This window comes from Pseudomonas sp. NFIX28 (assembly GCF_900107395.1).
Classification (GTDB): domain Bacteria; phylum Pseudomonadota; class Gammaproteobacteria; order Pseudomonadales; family Pseudomonadaceae; genus Aquipseudomonas.
The window spans coordinates 11399-27546 of sequence record NZ_FNPW01000003.1 but is presented as its reverse complement, the minus strand read 5'-3'; the positions used below and the strand labels follow the sequence as shown (position 1 = coordinate 27546).

At 61.9% G+C, this 16148-nt stretch carries 14 protein-coding genes; 5 read left to right on the top strand and 9 right to left on the bottom strand.

The window, feature by feature from the left end:
• Window positions 1-354 precede the first annotated feature (354 nt).
• From BLV20_RS06425 to BLV20_RS06415, 3 genes are all read left to right on the top strand, one after another.
• On the top strand, window positions 355-1698 hold the full coding sequence (locus tag BLV20_RS06425) for an OprO/OprP family phosphate-selective porin (protein ID WP_092298588.1): 1344 nt from the start codon (window positions 355-357) through the stop codon (window positions 1696-1698).
• A 346-nt stretch (window positions 1699-2044) separates the two neighbouring features.
• Window positions 2045-3316, top strand: coding sequence for a PAAR domain-containing protein (locus tag BLV20_RS06420; RefSeq protein ID WP_092298585.1), 1272 nt, complete (start codon window positions 2045-2047; stop codon window positions 3314-3316).
• Window positions 3297-3875: a hypothetical protein gene (locus BLV20_RS06415; RefSeq protein WP_092298582.1), complete on the top strand. Its 579-nt coding sequence runs from the start codon at window positions 3297-3299 to the stop codon at window positions 3873-3875. The genes BLV20_RS06420 and BLV20_RS06415 overlap by 20 nt, the downstream gene beginning before the upstream one ends.
• Window positions 3876-4131: 256 nt before the next feature.
• Here BLV20_RS06415 and mtr read toward each other — a convergent pair whose 3' ends face one another.
• The 8 genes from mtr to BLV20_RS06375 form a co-directional block, all read right to left on the bottom strand.
• A complete protein-coding gene (gene mtr, locus BLV20_RS06410) occupies window positions 4132-5409 on the bottom strand; it encodes a tryptophan permease (protein WP_092298579.1) in 1278 nt (425 codons plus the stop codon).
• A 98-nt stretch (window positions 5410-5507) separates the two neighbouring features.
• Window positions 5508-6851 (bottom strand): amidase family protein, encoded by a 1344-nt coding sequence (locus BLV20_RS06405; protein WP_092298576.1) that lies wholly within the window; start codon window positions 6849-6851, stop codon window positions 5508-5510.
• Between the two features lie 36 nt (window positions 6852-6887).
• On the bottom strand, window positions 6888-8597 hold the full coding sequence (locus BLV20_RS06400; protein WP_092298573.1) for an NAD(P)/FAD-dependent oxidoreductase: 1710 nt from the start codon (window positions 8595-8597) through the stop codon (window positions 6888-6890).
• Between the two features lie 18 nt (window positions 8598-8615).
• The gene (locus BLV20_RS06395) at window positions 8616-9086 is read right to left on the bottom strand and encodes an aromatic-ring-hydroxylating dioxygenase subunit beta (protein WP_092298570.1); all 471 of its coding nucleotides are present in this window, start codon (window positions 9084-9086) and stop codon (window positions 8616-8618) included.
• Window positions 9079-10380 carry a Rieske 2Fe-2S domain-containing protein gene (locus tag BLV20_RS06390; RefSeq protein ID WP_092298567.1) on the bottom strand — a complete coding sequence of 434 codons (1302 nt, stop codon included), beginning with the start codon at window positions 10378-10380 and terminating at the stop codon, window positions 9079-9081. The genes BLV20_RS06395 and BLV20_RS06390 overlap by 8 nt, the downstream gene beginning before the upstream one ends.
• Before the next feature lie 13 nt (window positions 10381-10393).
• Window positions 10394-11347: a PDR/VanB family oxidoreductase gene (locus BLV20_RS06385; RefSeq protein ID WP_092298564.1), complete on the bottom strand. Its 954-nt coding sequence runs from the start codon at window positions 11345-11347 to the stop codon at window positions 10394-10396.
• Window positions 11348-11361: 14 nt separating this feature from the next.
• Window positions 11362-11763, bottom strand: coding sequence for a DUF4440 domain-containing protein (locus BLV20_RS06380; protein ID WP_092298561.1), 402 nt, complete (start codon window positions 11761-11763; stop codon window positions 11362-11364).
• A complete protein-coding gene (locus BLV20_RS06375; protein ID WP_092298558.1) occupies window positions 11744-13111 on the bottom strand; it encodes an MFS transporter in 1368 nt (455 codons plus the stop codon). Before BLV20_RS06375 ends, BLV20_RS06380 begins: the two co-directional genes overlap by 20 nt.
• Before the next feature lie 117 nt (window positions 13112-13228).
• On the opposite strand from BLV20_RS06375, the gene BLV20_RS06370 reads away from it, so the two are divergent.
• Window positions 13229-14116, top strand: coding sequence for a LysR family transcriptional regulator (locus BLV20_RS06370; protein ID WP_092299785.1), 888 nt, complete (start codon window positions 13229-13231; stop codon window positions 14114-14116).
• A gap of 46 nt (window positions 14117-14162) precedes the next feature.
• Entirely contained in the window at window positions 14163-15287 is a 1125-nt protein-coding gene (locus tag BLV20_RS06365) for a GNAT family N-acetyltransferase (protein ID WP_092298555.1), read from the top strand.
• A 15-nt stretch (window positions 15288-15302) separates the two neighbouring features.
• On the opposite strand, the gene aqpZ is transcribed toward BLV20_RS06365, so the two are convergent.
• Complete coding sequence (gene aqpZ / locus BLV20_RS06360) at window positions 15303-16001, bottom strand: aquaporin Z (RefSeq protein ID WP_092298552.1); 699 nt, start codon at window positions 15999-16001, stop codon at window positions 15303-15305.
• Between the last annotated feature and the right edge of the window lie 147 nt (window positions 16002-16148).

The following is a 16148-nucleotide window of genomic DNA, read 5'->3' as shown; positions in this document are numbered from 1 at the left end:
AGGCTTCGCCAGCGGCTACACCAACGCCTGCAAGGCTTACGAATTCCTGTAACCGCTGCCGCAGGCTGCGATAAGGCCGAAGGCCTTCAGCGATCCTGAAGTCGCTACGGCCAATCGGCCGATCGCCGCTTGCCGCTACAGGGTTTCGTTTTTCCCAAATACCCCGCCGACCGCTCTAGTGCAGGCTTTTTGCCTTATTTCGTTTGGAAGTAAAAAAGTTCCGCTGTCATCAAATCTTTATCTATCAGCAACTCCCCTGAAATAACCCGCCGCCAAGATTCCCTCCCAACACAAGCGGGCCTGACTCGCGTGTTTTTTCCAGCGCTACAGACCACCAATTAGGGGAAATCTTCGATGATCCGTAAGCACTTCGCCGGTTTTGCCGCCAGCGCCCTGGCCATGGCAGTTACCGCCCAGGCTTTCGCTGGCACCGTCACCACCGATGGCGCCGATATCGTAGTCAAGACCAAGGGCGGCCTTGAGGTCGCCACCACAGACAAAGAGTTCAGCTTCAAACTCGGTGGTCGCTTGCAAGCCGACTACAGCCGCTTCGACGGTGTCTACACCAAGAACGGTGACACCGCCGACGCCGCTTACTTCCGTCGCGCGTTCCTCGAACTGTCCGGCGTGCTGTATACCGACTGGGCCTACACCATCAACTACGACTTCTCCCACAATACCGGCGATTCCGATAACGGCTACTTCGACGAGGCCTCGCTGGCCTACAACGGCTTCAAGCCGGTGTCGATCAAGGTCGGTCGCTTCGACCCGGACTTCGGCCTGGAAAAAGCCACCAGCTCCAAGTGGGTCACCGCGCCGGAACGCAACATCGCCTACGACATGGTCGACTGGGCCAACACCCACCAGAACGGCCTGGGCCTGCAGGCTTCGAGCACCTTCGCCGATTCCTTCTATGCCTCGGCCGGCGTGTTCAGCAAGGACACCGACGACACCGACGGCGACAGCATCAAGCAGGCCAACGGTCGCTTCGTCTTCGCCCCGATGCACGATGCCGGCAACGTCCTGCACTTCGGTGTGAATGTGGCTTCGCGCGATGTTTCCGACACCACCTTCGACTCGCGCTATCGCACCCGGATGGGCATGCGCGGCGTCGAGACCCTGGGCGGCAACGATGCCGGCACTAACGGCAACCGTCCGGTGCTGGGCGGCAGTTCCAGTTCGCCGGCCGGCTCCTACGACCGTGACACCGCTTTTGGCCTGGAAGCCGCGTTCGCCATGGGCCCGGCCTCGATCCAGGGTGAATACATCACCCGCAAGACCAAGGCTGACTCCAGCGCCTACGAAGACATCAAGGGCCACGGGTTCTACGTGCAGGGCGCTTACACCCTGACTGGCGAATCTCGCGGCTATAAAGTCGGCAAGTTCGACGCCATCAAACCGGCAAATAAGGCCTTCGGCGCCTGGGAATTGTTCTATCGTTACGACAGCATGACCGTCGAAGACGACAACATCACCACCGCCAGCCTGACCCGCGACGTTGGCGATGCTGAAGTCAAGGTGCACAACCTGGGTGTGAACTGGTACGCCAACGAAGCGGTGAAAATCTCCGCTACCTACGTCAAGGCCAAGACTGACAAGGTCACCAACGCCACGGCTGCCAGCGGCGGCACCCCGGCTGCGCGCACTGGCGACGACGACGGCGACGGCTTCATCGTTCGCGCCCAGTACGTGTTCTGATGCCGATGCATTTGCTGTAGAGAGCTCTTTCTCATCCGTTAAGCTCCTTTCGTTTCAGCCCCGCTCCGGCGGGGTTTTTTTTGCCTGTTCCCTAGACCGTGCAGGAGTGAATGTCGATTCAAGCGGATGCAGGCCTGAAGCTTATCTGGCCTGTCGAGCAGAAAGTCAGACCATGCCACGTAAGAGCAAATACGGAGGTCATGTCTACAGTCGATGATCCACCACAACAGCCACGGAGCAATAGTTTCAGAATCGTCCTGCAGTCCTGATTGCGGCACTTTGATAGCCTCGCAACGCCCTAGAAAGGGCCATGGTTCTCTATGGATCAGCAGCGCAAGGATGATGAATGCTCTCTTCTGCTCGCCTGGGTGACAAACACGTCTGCCCACTTCCCGGTCATGGCACCACTCCAATTGCCTCCGCTTCCGGTGATATAAACATCAACTTCATGGGTGCCGCCCGAGTCGGTGACATCTGCGGTTGTGGTGCGGTTATTACCACGGGGTTTCCCTCGATCATCCTGAATGGTCGCCCTATGGCCCACTTAGGGAGCCCTACCAGTCACGGCGGGACGATCATCTCGGGCAGCCCCGATACCTTCGGTGGCTTCCAGTTCGGTGGTACGGCAATCCAGGCTATCGTTGACTTCGCCAAGCTCGGTGCCGTGCGCGCGGACGGCTCAGTGAATGATCAACTGATGTCTGAGTTGCTGGCCGATCCACAACTGGAGCAGCGCGCCTTGCTCTCGGGCGCTCTGGTGAAACCTGGCAGTTCGTCCTCAACAGCCCCCAAGGAGCCATTGACTCCCGAACTAATCGCAGTCGCCGGCAGCCAGCACGACACAAGCTCGGGTAACCAAATGATGTTCATCGGCCAGGCCGTGCGCGAACTGGCCGAATTCAAACGCAGCAAGCCTGCCCTGGCCCGGACGCTGGTGGTGTTCACCCCGTCATACAGCGACGCAATGCTCAGTGCTGCACGTGAATCCGCTGATGCCTATGATGCTGGCTTTATTGGCGTAACCAACGTTCAGGAACTGATCGACTACATGAACCAGGGCAAGGATCGCAAGCAATCACCCATCGAACACTTATCGCTGTTCAGCCACGGCGTGCCGCATCGGATCGCCTTCGGCTATCAGCTTGCCGGGGACTTCCAAATGTCCCTGGACGTACTGAGCTACGACAAGATTTCACCTTCGGCGTTTGCCAGTTCGGCGCAGATCGACAGCTACGCCTGCAGGACCGGCATGGGCAATCGCTCGGACTTCCCCGTCGAAGATGGTATCCAGTTCTTTCCGCAGACGAACGAGAGCCTGGCGCAGTTGCTGGCCAATCACCTGCAGGTCAAGGTGCACGCCTTTGTTCGACGCTCGGACTACAAGAACACCTGGGGTTCGTTCGAGGAGCGGCAGTTGGGCAAGCTGTGTGGCATCAGCAGTAACGCCGCACCTGGGGAAGAGTGGTGCAGGAGGTGGGGGACACTGAAAGATGAACGAAAGGAAAGCCAGGACATACTGAAGTTCACCTATCAAACCATGGGGGCCATCAACCCTGTAATTTCAGGCGACACGCCCATTGGCATACCAGGAGGTCATTTTGAGTTTCTACCGAAGTAAGCCCTTCTGGATTGCAATAGCCATTTTCTCACCGCTACTACTGGTTGCGAGTTACTACGGGTTCAAATTGATGACGAGCATATACAAGACGGATTTTGGCAACGGTGTGGTGATCTATGCCGACGATTATGTAAAAACCGGTCGCTGGGTGTTTGACTGTGAATACTCACGGTTGATCAGTCGAGAGCCGCTGCCTGTACCGCTATCTGAGTTGGAGAACGCTGGAAAACTCACCATCGGCAACATGTTCTTTTTGAAGGACTCGGACAAGGAGCCAGCGAAGGAGGCGCTGAGGGCCATAACGGGCATACGAGATTGGTACAAGAGTCTGCGTTATCTTTACTCCAGCTTGGATGAATATAGTGATCTCAACACTCATGTTTTTGACTTGCTCGCTAAACATGATGGCCGGGAGTGGGCCTTGAGAGTGCGCCAGAACGTAGATTACAGCGGCAAATCCAGCTTCAAAGTAACTGCGGAGCCATACGATCCCCAAACCTACATGGACTACGCCAAGGCACTCCAGACCGCCGCCAAGAGCTGTCCTGTTCCACAGTAAAGGCATTGGGGATTTCCCCGTGAACACCTCGCCGGGCCAGTTAATTGCCAAAAAAGCTTGGGCAGACACGGGCTGGATACAGTAAAAAATATCGAAATTTCACTTTCCGGAGCCTAACGTCGGATGGGCACGATTTTGCGGACTCCGAATGCTCCGCGTGTAGGGTGACGCCGCGTTACCCATAACGCCTTATATGTGAAATAGGGGGGCACCTTGACGAGGAGCCCCCTTTTTTTGCCTGGGCCGAGGCCGGCGGCTAACGCCAGACCGGTAGCAGGTCGAAGCTGAACAGCAGATGAGCCAGGGCGTTGGCCACGCCGAACAGCAGCACCAGGACGATCATCGGCGTGCCGCCCCAGACCCGGTACAGCGGGCTGGCGAAGCGTTTGCGCGAGGCATGGGCGAGCAGGGCCGGGGTGATCACCGCCCAGACGGTGGCCGCCAGGCCGGCGAAGCCGATGGCGAGGATGAAGCCTTCCGGCCAGATCAGCGCGCAGAGACTGGGCGGGACGAAGGTGGCCAGCGCGCTTTTCAGGCGGCCACCGGGGCTGTCGTCGAAGCCCAGGGAGTCGGCGATGTAGTCGAACAACCCGAGGGTGACGCCGAGGAACGAGCAGGCCACGGCAAAGTTGGAGAACAGGGTCAGCAGCAGGTCGACCCGGGCGCTGTCGAGCATGCTGCCCAGGGCGCTGATCAGCACATCGATGGTGCCGCCCTGGCGGGCGATGTCCTTGAACTGCTCGCGCGGCAGGGTGCCCATGGTGCAGATCATCCACACCGTGTACAGGACCAGGGCGATCAGGGTGCCGATCAGCAGGCAGTTGCGGATGCGTTGCGGGTCCTTGCCGTAATGCTTCACCAGGCTCGGCACGTTGCCGTGAAAGCCGAACGAGGTCAGGCAGAACGGCAGGGTCATGAACAAATAGGGCAGGTAGTCCGGTTGCGGGTTGCCGCGATCGAGCAGGACCTGCGGCTGCACATGGCCGAGCAGACCGCCGAAGGTCAGGAAGAAAGCGAGGATCTTGGCGCCGAACACCAGGGTGGTGATGCGGCTGACCGCCGCGGTGCTGAGCCAGACCACCAGGGCCACCGCCAGGGCGAACAGCAGGCCGCCGTCGCGCGCGGAAATCTCCAGGCCCAGGTTGTGCGCGGTGTGGCGGATCACCGAGCCGCTGGCCGAGATATAGGCGTAGGTCAGGATGTACAGGACGAACACCAGGGTGGCGCCGTTGAACAGGCTCCAGCGCCGGCCAATCAGGTCGCGGGTGATGGTCGAGAAGCTCGCCCCCGGCCGGTAGTTGAGGTTGGCCTCGAGGATCATCAGCCCCGAGTGCAGGGTGCAGAACCACGACAGCGCCAGCACCGCGAGGGAGCCTTGGAACCACAGCCCCGACATCATCACCGGCAGCGAGAACATGCCCGCCCCGACAATGGTGCCGCCGATGATCATGGCGCCGCCGATGACCGAAGGCCGGCGTTCGGCGACCGTGCAGTGGGAGGTTGAAGGGGATGAAGCGATGGACGTACCGCGCATGGCAAGGCCTGCAATGAAATTGTTATTGGAGGTAGCGAGGGTGCGCCTCGGGTGTGCGGAAAACCGGCAGGCCGGCTCCCGCGCACCCGGGCGGAGGTTCAGCGCAGAGCCAGCAGGCGGCTCAGTTGCTGCGCCATCTGTAGCAACTGGTGGTCCTGCCCGGGCAAGGCATCGAACGACAGCCCCACCGGCAGGCTGCCCGGGGCGGCCACCGGCACGCTGACGCTGGGCGCGGCCAGGTTGCTGGCCGGGTCGGTGTTGCGCACGAACCGTTCGAAATGCTCCTGGGCGTCGCAGTCGCTCAGCAACGGCGCGGTGCAACTGACGGTCGGGTAGGCGATCAGGTCGAGTCGGTGCTGCTGGAACAGCCCGGCGTATTCGCGATCCAGGCGGATCTTGCTCATCAAGGCCTGCACGTAGTCCTCATAGGAAATGGCCGGGCTTTCCAACTGCGCCATAAGGGGCTTCTTGATCTGTGGGTCGCGGATCTGCCCCAGGATCTCGAAGAACCGCTCGCCGCAGCCGGCCTTCAGCAAAAAGCGCGGGAAGTCGATGAAGAACTCGAAGATCGGCAGTGGGAACTGGATGCTTTCGTTGATCTCGCCGATCAGCCGGTCATCCACCGGCACCATTTCCACGCCCTGGTCGGCCAGGCAATCGATGGCCGCGCGGCAGTCGCCGTGGACCTTGGCCTCCAGCTCGGACCAGAAGAACTGCTGGGGAATGCCGATGCGCAGGCGCCTGGACGCCGTCGGCGCGGTCGGCGGCGTGCCGGTCAGGTGCCGGTGGACGAACAGCGCGTCTTCCAGGCTGCGGGTTAGCAGGCCCGGCGAGTCCTTGGTCTGCGACACCGGGACAATACCGTCGCCGGGGTAGGCACCGGTGCTCGGGCGAAACCCCACCACGCCGCAGAAGGCCGCGGGGATCCGCACCGAGCCGCCGGTGTCGGTACCCACCGCGCACGGCACCAGGCCGGCGGCCACGGCCGCGGCACAACCGCCGCTGCTGCCGCCGGCGCTGTGTTGCAGGTGGCGCGGGTTGACCACCGCGCCGTAGCTGAGGTTGGCCGAGGTCACGCCGAACGACAGCTCGTGCATGTTGTTCTTGCCGGCGACCCGCGCGCCCAGCGCCTTGAAGCGCTGGACGATGCCGGCGTCCGTGGCCGGGTGGTAGTCGGCAAGGCCTGGCGTGCCGGCGGTGGTCGGCAGGCCGTGGGCATTGATGTTGTCCTTGAACGAAACCGGAATGCCATAGAGCGGCGCCTGGCGTTGCTCCGGCGTGCCGGTGTCGCCGCTGAACGCCTGGGCGGCGAAGCTGATGAAGCTGTTCAGGTGTCCGGCGTCGGCGTATTGCTCGAGCAGCGAACGGTGCCAGGAATCCAGGCAGAGCGTGCCCTGGCGAAACCCGTCAACGAGCGCTTCGATCGAAAGCTGGCTGTACATGAAAAAGTCTCAACGAAAGTCGGTGGGGGCCTGGGCTCAGCAATAGCGGAAGTGCGATTGCAGATCGAACAGCGGGTTGCCTTCGAGCAATTCGCCGCCGAGGCTGGCGATCACCGCGCAGGCGCCGTTCAGCGCGGTCTGCACCGCGCCTTCGGCCCAGCCGCCGGTAAACGAACTGCCGCAGCCGGCCAGGTACAGGCCGGTGTCCTGCTGCGGGTCGAGGGCGGTCTTGAACTGATAGAACAGGCGCTGGGAGTACAGGTCGTCGCCGGGGAAGTTCAGCTTGAAGGCGCCTAGGGCCTGCTTGTCGGTGAGCCAGTCGTATTCCAGTACGTAACGCTGGTAGTCGCCGTCCAGCGGCACCAGGTGGCTAGCGAACTGCGGCGCGCTCATCGCCAGCTCGTCCACCAGGCGCTTGCAGCGCTGGACCTTGTCGGTCATCGAAACCATTTTGTGCGAGTCGTCTTCCCAGGTGTAACTGATCAGCACCACGCCCCAGGAGTCCGGGTCCTGCGGGGCGTAGTCCAGGCAGTAGACGCCCTTGACCAGGGTGTCGGTCTGGATGTTGTGCGCCAGGCCGTGTTTGAGCCAGAACTTGTCGCGCGTCAGGATGAACAGCTTGGACGAGCCGACCATGTGGGTTTCGTTGATCGCCCGGGCCACGTCGCGACTGACGAACTGCTCGGCCTGGGTGAGGCGCATGTTGACTTGCAGGGCGCGGGTGGTGGCGGTGGTGATTACCCGGTCGCAGCCGTAGGTTTCACCGTTGCAGCCCTGCAGGAGGATCTGCCCGTCGGCGCTCTTGCTGATGGACTCGATACGCGTGCGGCAGATCCGGTCGCGCAGGGCGATGCCATGGAATTCTACATCGGCGATGCGCTCCGAAAGGCTGGAAATGCCATTGGGCACCAGCCGCTGGTTGACTTCGAAGGCGTTGATCACCAGCCGCAGGATCTCGGTGAACGAGGCGCGGTACACCGACTGGAAACCGCCGGAGCCGATGCCCAGCGAACCGAACAGGTGGAAGTCTTCCGGCTTGCGCCAGCGCTTGCCGCCCGGCGGGTTTTTCGAGGTGAAGATCTGCACCATCGCCGAGTAGAAGGAATGGTCGCCAAAGCAGTCCAGGTAGCGTTGCCACTCCGGCTGCACTTCGGCGTATTGCTGCTTTTCCAGCAGGTCGGTGAGCAGCAGCGGCGGCGCCAGGAAGGTGCCGTCGTCCAGGTGCACGCCTTCCTTGAGAAAGGCGTTCCAGCCACGGTGCACGGTGTTGAAGATCGGTGGCGGGTTTTCCCCGGCCGGCCAGTGGTGGGTTTCGCCGCGGTAGTGGATTTCGGTATCGACCACGCCGGGGTCGGGGAAGGCCTCGGTGGTGCCGATGCCGAAACGGTCCAGGTAATGAAACAGGCCAACTTCGCTGGGCGGGAAGCGCATGGCGCCCATCTCGGCGATGAACTGCGGCTGGCTGTCGTCGAAACACTGGGTCAGGAAGCGCCCGCCGAGGTGGTCTTTCGAAGCTTCGAACAGGGTGATGCGGGTGGCGCCGGCGCGCAGCAGTTCATAGGCCGCGATCAGGCCGCTGAGGCCGGCGCCGACGATGCCAATGTGCTTGTCGGCGATCGCCGGCGGCAGGTGTCCGATGGCCTGGGTGGCACGACGCAGGAACTGCCCGTAGTCGTACAACAGGTCGATGTTGGGAAACGAGCGGGTGCCTTGGGTTTCTTCGAAACCGGAGTGGGAGGAGTTCACAGGTAAGGGTCTCGGAAATCAGATGATGAGCTGCAGGCTTTCAAACGCGCGGGAAGGGTTGAGCAGGAGGATCTTCTTGCGCTGGATTTTCCACTGGCCGGCGAGGCACAGCAGCTGGTGTTCCACGGTGACCGGGTAGTGCCATTCGCTATCGCCGCGGGCTTCGCAATACAGCATCGGGGTGCGGCAATGGGCACTCAGGCCGTCCGCCTCGAGGCTGATCGCCGGCCGCTGGGCAATGTGCAGGCTGCGGCTCCTGGGCTGCTGCGAGAAGTTGCGGGCACTGGCCAGGCGGTTGATGCGCAAGGTGGTGAGGAAGCGGTCTTCATACAGCAGGGAGGATTCGCGCAATGGGCAGGGCTGGTCGTGGCGCAGCGGAATCCAGTAGTGGAAGTCGTCGCACAGCAGCTGTTGCCAGGCGTCGAAATCCTGTTGGTCGAGAAGCGCGATCTCTTGGTAGATCAGCTGTTCGAGGGGCGAATTATCCATGGGCGGTCGATCCGTCTGGGGCCTGCATCAGTTGCTGCCAGGTGTTGTAGAAGTTGCGCATGGCCCGTTCGCTGGTGCCGGACACCACCTGGGTTTGCCCGTGGGTTTCGCCTGGCTCAAACAGGCGAGCGACATTCACCCAGTCGTTGGCCTGGCTGCGCAGCCCGTCCATGGCCCGCTCGTACATCTCCACGTCGTCGTGGGCGACCATCGAGCACGGCGAGTTGATCAGGTTGTTGTACTGCACGGTTCTTTCCAGCAACTGCGACGGCGCGCCCACCAGTTCGAAAATCCACGACTCGACCACGGTTTCGCTGGCCGAGATCGGGCGGATCACCCGCAGGGTCTGGATCGGCCCCTTGACCATCAGGTTGGGGAAATACACGGTGTTGTGCCGGGTATCGTCGAGGATCGCCGCGGCCTGGGTTTCGCCGTAGCTCTCGACCATCAGCTCCCAGTAGCCGGGAATGCTCGAATAGGCCTTGTGGATCGAATTGCTGACGCCGGTGTGACCGTGGCCGTTGGGCCAGGTGCGGATGCCCATGGCGCTGAAGAATTCGTAGGAGGCCATGAACGGCGAGAACAGCTCGACGGCCATTGGCGGCGGGCCGTCGTGCCCGGTTTCCTTCCACAGGCGAATGGCTTCGCCGGCCGAGGATTCGTGGGCGACCATCGGGTGGCAGGTGTCGGTCTGGTTGTCGACCACCATCTTCCAGTTGCAGCGATGGCGGTGCAGCAAGGGCTGGCCGATGGCGCGCAATTGCCCCTGGGGCGAGCGCAGGACCATGTTGTCCAGGGTCGACAGCGCGTCGCCGAAGAACTCGTCGAAGCCGACGCCGTGTTCCTTGAGGCGCACGAACACGAAGCCCCGGTAGTTCTCCACCGCGGTCACCGGCTGCATGCCCTTGTGGGCGGCGCAGCTGCTGAGGTCGCAGTCGTCGTATTCCTTTTTTACCGGGATGCTCAGCAGCTGGCCGTCGGTCTTGAAGGTCCAGGCGTGGTACGGACAGCGGATGAACCGGCCGACATTGCCTTGCGGCTCGGCCAGCACTTTCACGCCCTTGTGCGGGCAGCGATTGTGCAGCACGACGATCTCGCCGTTCTTCTGCCGGACCATGGCCAGCGGTTGGCCGGCGATCTCGCCGGTGAAGAAGTCGCCGGTTTCCGGTACCAGGCTTTCATGGCCCAGGTAGCACCAGCTGGCGGCGAATACCTGTTGTTGTTCTCGCTCGAAGAGCGACGGATCAAGGAACAGCGTGCGATGCACTTCCTTGCCGTTGAAGTAGTTGTCCAACGAGGTTCTCTCTTTAGATGACCAATTTCAGGCTTGGGCTTTTGGCCCGGGATACGCAGGGGTAGATCTTGTTGCTGCAGGCCGCCTGTTGCGGGCTCATGATGAAATCGCGGTGCTCGACTTCACCTTCCAGCACCTCCAGTTCGCACACCCCGCATTCGCCGCGACGGCAGTCGTAGAGGGGCTCCAGGCCGGCCTCTTCGAGGGCGTCGAGCAACGACTGGCCGGGCTGTACCCGCAAATCGACGCCGGAGTCCGCGGCATGCACGGCGAAGCCGGGATCATCCTCGGCCAGGCTGGTGTTGAAGATTTCGAAATGGATGCGCTCGCGGGGAAAGCCCAGGCTCTGGGCATGGCTGAACACGTCGTTGAGCATGGCTTGCGGGCCGCATACGTAGAGGCGGTCCCCAGGTTGCAGTTGGCCCAGCACCGCGGCCACCGACGGGCGCCCTGCGGCTGAGTCGGAGCAGTGCAGGCTCAGGCTGTCCTGCAACAGTTCGCGCATCTGCGCGGCATAGGCGGCGTCGCCCGCGCTCTTGGCGAAATAGTGCAGCCGCGCCGGGCGCTGCCGGGCTCGCAGATGGCTGAGGATGCCGGTCAACGGGGTGATGCCGATGCCGCCGGCGAGGGCGATGTCGGCGCCGTCGCCGTCGTCCAGGCAGTAGTCGAAGGCATTGAACGGGCCGTCGAGCCGTACCTGATCGCCAACGCTCAGTTGGCGGATATAAGCGCTGCTGGGCGAGTCGGGGTTCAGGCGAATGGCGAACACCAGGCTGCCCGGTGGCAGGTCATGTTCGGCCAGCTCGACCCGGGAGTAATGGCGCCATTGCTCGAGCGTGGGAATCCACCATTTGAAGTGCGCCCCGGCGGTTTCGCAGGGCGCAAGCGTGGGTTGGGCGAGAGGAGCCAGGGTGATTTCCTTGATGCTCGGCGAGAGCATCAGGCACTGGGTGATCTGGTAATTCATGGGGTGACTCGCTGTCAGCTTAACGGTGTTTCATGCAGGTACAGCCACTGGGCCGAGTGCTCATGGATGCGGATCACCACCACCGAGAGGCGCGAGGTTTCCTTTTGGTCCAGGCGATGGGTTTCCTTGTAGCGGATCGCCGCGCTGTGGCCTTCGTGCCACACGGTGTGCAGGTCGCTCACGAGGATTTCCAGGCCGCGGCGGGCACCGACGGCACCGCGGAACATCTGTTCGACCTGTTCGCGGCTGACGATGGCGCCCGCGGTGGTGACCATGCTGAAGTGCTCGGCGAAGGCCGGCAGCAGTTGGTCGATGGCGGCGGCGCCGTTGCCGTCCTGGTCGGTGAAGACCGCGTGGATCAGCTCATGGACCGCATGGATGCTGTGCTTGGCCTGTTCAACGATTGTGTTGTGCATGACATTCCTTTTTTGTGCTCAGGTTGCTCATCTGCAACAGGGGTAGCAGCCCCATCACCGCCGCGATGATGAAGGTCAGGTGATAGGCCGGGGTAGACGCCAGGCTGGCGAGCAGCAGGTTGTAGATCATCAGGAACAGCGCGGCGCCGATGCTGAACGACATCTGCCGGTTGATGTTCCAGATCACGCTGCCCTTGTGGGTATCGGCGCCTTCGAAGTCCATCAGCGAAGTGGTTTGCGCGGTGTTGGCGCCGATGCCGCCGCCGATGCCCATCAGGCAGTAGGCGATGACGATGATCGGCAGGTCGGCGGCGTTGTCGACCAGGTACAGGGTGGCGATGCCGGCGCTGTGCAGCAGCATGCCGAGGGTGAACAGGCGCCGGGCGCCGAAGCGGTTGTAGACCCGGCCGCAGACCAGCATGGCGACGAAGGCGCCGCTGGCGTAGAGGATCATGAACATGCCGGTCAGCTTGGCGCTGAAGTTCAGGCTGTTCTGCAGGAAGAAGATGCTCAGCAGGTTGACCCCGGTGAACACTCCGGGAATCGCGTAATAGATGAAGATCGAGGTGCTGAGCTTCTTGCTCTTGAGCAGGCTCAGCTCGACGATGGCGTTGTCGCAGCGGCGGTAGTGCAGGACGTACAGCACCACGCAGGTGACGCCCAGCATCAGGCAGCTCAGGGCGGCCAGTGGCGGGTAGTCGCCGCCGTACAGCGACATGCCCATCAGCAGGCTGCCCAGCGCCGCGCTGACCAGCAGCAGGCCCTTGATGTCCGGGCGCGCCAGGCTGGTGGGCCGGGCTTCCTTGATCCACAGCCAGGACAGGCCGGCGGCGATCAGCGAGAACGGAATATTGCTGTAAAACACCCAGCGCCAGGAGCTGCTGTCGACGATCACGCCGCCGATGGTCGGCGAAATGGCCGGGGCGATCAGCGCGACGGCCATCACCAGGGTGGAGATCTTGGCCCGTTGCGGGCCCTGGAACAGGTTGAAGGTCAGGGCCTGGCCCACCGGGATCAGCAGGCCGCCGCCGATGCCCTGGATAAAGCGCCAGATCACCAGTTCATGGAAGCTGCCGGCCATCCCGCACATCCATACGGCGCTGCTGAACACCAGCATCGAGGCGGTGAGAGTCTCGCGGCTGCCGAAGCGTCCGGCCAGCCAGGTACTTACCGGAATGATCAGGGTCAGGCCGAGAATATAGGCATTGGCCACCCAGGCCACGGATGAAGTCGAGACATGCATATCATGGGCAATGCTCGGTAAAGCCACTGCCGACATGAATATGTTTATACAGTCGATAAAGAACCCGATGAGGAATATAAGAGCCACTTTGTAGCGATAAGTCATATGATCTCCCTTTTGCGGCGGGATCATAGGAGCGATAGACCGAGGGTGTCGATACGCCTATACTTGAAACATTGTTTGATGGAATTTAACAATGATTTGCAAAGCAGCGAGCTCAACATGCACACGCATTTAAATCGCGTCCAGACATTTCTCGCGGTTGTCGATTTCGGTTCCTACACCAAGGCAGCCAATTACCTGTGTATCAGCAAAGCCATGGCCAGCCTGCATGTCAAGGCGCTCGAGGAAGTTTTGTCGGCGACCCTGTTGATCCGCAATACCCGCAATATATCCCTTACCGAAATAGGCCAGGACTTTTATAACGAGTTCAAGGGCATTGTCGCGGATATCGACAATGCCTTCGATAATGTCCTGCATGGGCATAATCGTATTTCCGGAAAGTTGCGTTTCAGTTCAACTAGTGAATATGGCGAGCGCTATATACTGCCGATCATTTCCAAGTTCACCGAGCGTTATCCTGAGATCCGCCTTTGTTATAACTTCAACTCTTCGTTGAATGATCTGGTGGCGGAAAAACTCGACCTGGTGATCCGCCTGGGCAACCTCGCCGACTCGGCGTTCAAGAGCCGCAAGCTGGCCGATTACGACATCGTCCTGGTGGCCACCCCGGACTTTCTCGCGCGGCATCCAGTGGCCGAGCCGCAAGACCTGAACAGCGTGCCGTGGATTGCCAACAGCAACCTGCAAGGGCCGACCCAATGGACCCTGAGCCATCCGCAGCTGGGCCAGGTCGAGGTCAGCGGGCCGAATCATTTCGAATCCAATTCTTCCACTGCCATCCGCGCCATGACCCTGTCGTCGCTGGGGGTGTCGGTGTTGCCCGGCTGGGTGGTCGAGGACGACCTCGCCAGTGGCCGTCTGGCGCGCCTGCTGCCCGACTATGCCTTGCCTTCGCAGTCGGTGAACGTGGTGTTTCCCAACAGTTCGCACCTGCCGCACAAGTCGCGGGCGTTCATCGATTTCCTGTTGCTGCACCTGGGCCAGTGATCGGCGATACTCGGCGCGTTCGTGGACCACACTCGCGGGGAACCCAATGCCGTTGCAATCCTTGACCAGCCTGGCCGACGTCGACCCGCAGCAGTGGGACGGCCTGCTCAGCGACGGCCAGCCGTTTCTGCGCCACGCCTTTCTCGGCACCCTGGAAGACAGCGGCAGCCTCGGCCCGCGTTCCGGCTGGCAGGCCGAGCACCTGCTGCATGTGCAGGACGGGCGCTTGATCGCGGCGCTGCCCAGCTACCGCAAGTGGCATTCCTACGGCGAGTACGTGTTCGACCATGGCTGGGCCGACGCTTGCGCCCGGGCCGGCATCGAGTATTACCCCAAGCTGCTGACCGCCGTGCCTTTCAGCCCGGTCAGCGGCGCGCGGCTGCTGGCGGCAAGCCTGGAAGACGGCTGCGAACTGTTGCGAAGCCTGCCCGGTTACCTGGAGATCGAAGGGCTTTCCAGCGCCCACATCAACTTCACCGACGCCTTTACCGATGCCGCCCTGGCCGGGCAAGACGGCTGGCTTGAGCGCCTGGGCTGCCAGTTTCATTGGCAGAACCGCGGTTACCGCGACTTCCAGGATTTTCTCGATACCCTCAGTTCGCGCAAGCGCAAGCAGATGCGCAAGGAGCGCGAACAGGTGGCGGGGCAGGGCATCGAGTTCGAATGGCTCGAAGGCCGGCAACTCAGCGAGGCGCAGTGGGATTTTGTCTATGCCTGTTACGCCAACACCTATGCGGTGCGGCGCCAGTCACCCTACCTGACCCGGGCCTTTTTCAGCCTGCTGGCCGAACGCATGCCCGAGGCCATCCGCGTGGTGCTGGCCAAGCAGAATGCCAGGCCGGTGGCCATGGCTTTCAGTTTGATCGGCGGCGACAGTTTCTACGGGCGTTACTGGGGCTGCCTGGCGGAGTTCGATCGCCTGCATTTCGAAACCTGTTTCTACCAGGGCATGGATTACGCCATCGCCCAGGGCATGCAGCGCTTCGATGCCGGGGCGCAGGGTGAGCACAAGTTGATCCGCGGTTTCGAGCCGGTGATTACCCGGTCCTGGCACTACTTGCGACACCCCGGCTTGAAAGCGGCGGTGGCGGATTTCCTCGAGCAGGAGCGGGGCGGCGTGCTGGCGTACGCCGAAGAGGCGAGGGTCGCGTTGCCGTATCGGCAAGCGTGACCCTCGGGGTTGCTGTCAGCTGTCTTCCTTGCCCAGCCAGCGATAGAGCCCGCCGCCAACCACCGCGCCGAGAATCGGTGCCAGCCAGAACAGCCACAGTTGCTGGATTGCCCAGCCGCCGACGATCAAGGCCGGGCCGGTGCTGCGCGCCGGGTTGACCGAGGTGTTGGTCACTGGAATCGAGATCAGGTGGATCAGCGTCAGCGCCAGGCCGATGGCGATCGGCGCGAAACCCACCGGCGCACGTTTATCGGTGGCGCCGAGGATGATCACCACGAACATCCCGGTCATCACCAGTTCGCTGACAAAACCTGCCGCCAGTGAATAGCCTCCCGGCGAATGTTCGCCATAGCCGTTGGAGGCCAGCCCGCTGGCCAGCTCGAAGCCGGGCTTGCCGCTGGCGATGAAGTACAGCAGCGCCGCGGCGATCACTGCGCCTATCACTTGCGCGATCACATAGGCGGGCAGTTCCTTGAGCGGAAAACGCCCGCCGACCACCAGCCCGACAGACACCGCGGGGTTGAGATGACAGCCGGAGATATGGCCGATGGCGAAAGCCATCGTCAGGACAGTGAGACCGAAGGCCAACGAGACGCCCAGCAGGCCGATCCCGACCTCCGGAAACGCGGCCGCCAGCACGGCGCTGCCACAACCACCCAATACCAGCCAGAAGGTACCTAACAACTCAGTGACTGAACGTTTGAACAGCGACATAGAAGTTATTCCTTATCGATCCGATAAAGCCGTTATGCAGCCGTGCAGTCTGGCTACAGGCCCTGCTCCAGAACCTAGGCTCAGTACAGCAGGCTTTTTTTAGAAAGCCAGTTCCCCAAAAAGGCCCCAGGACCCGCATGTAAAGGG

Bases quoted from the DNA above. Each gene is read 5' to 3' on its own strand.
- BLV20_RS06425 (WP_092298588.1), top strand. From the start codon at position 355: ATGATCCGTAAGCACTTCGCCGGTTTTGCCGCCAGCGCCCTGGCCATG.
- BLV20_RS06420 (WP_092298585.1), top strand. From the start codon at position 2,045: ATGCTCTCTTCTGCTCGCCTGGGTGACAAACACGTCTGCCCACTTCCC.
- mtr (WP_092298579.1), bottom strand. From the start codon at position 5,409: ATGCGCGGTACGTCCATCGCTTCATCCCCTTCAACCTCCCACTGCACG.
- BLV20_RS06405 (WP_092298576.1), bottom strand. From the start codon at position 6,851: ATGTACAGCCAGCTTTCGATCGAAGCGCTCGTTGACGGGTTTCGCCAG.
- BLV20_RS06395 (WP_092298570.1), bottom strand. From the start codon at position 9,086: ATGGATAATTCGCCCCTCGAACAGCTGATCTACCAAGAGATCGCGCTT.
- BLV20_RS06385 (WP_092298564.1), bottom strand. From the start codon at position 11,347: ATGAATTACCAGATCACCCAGTGCCTGATGCTCTCGCCGAGCATCAAG.
- BLV20_RS06380 (WP_092298561.1), bottom strand. From the start codon at position 11,763: ATGCACAACACAATCGTTGAACAGGCCAAGCACAGCATCCATGCGGTC.
- BLV20_RS06375 (WP_092298558.1), bottom strand. From the start codon at position 13,111: ATGACTTATCGCTACAAAGTGGCTCTTATATTCCTCATCGGGTTCTTT.
- BLV20_RS06370 (WP_092299785.1), top strand. From the start codon at position 13,229: ATGCACACGCATTTAAATCGCGTCCAGACATTTCTCGCGGTTGTCGAT.
- BLV20_RS06365 (WP_092298555.1), top strand. From the start codon at position 14,163: ATGCCGTTGCAATCCTTGACCAGCCTGGCCGACGTCGACCCGCAGCAG.
- aqpZ (WP_092298552.1), bottom strand. From the start codon at position 16,001: ATGTCGCTGTTCAAACGTTCAGTCACTGAGTTGTTAGGTACCTTCTGG.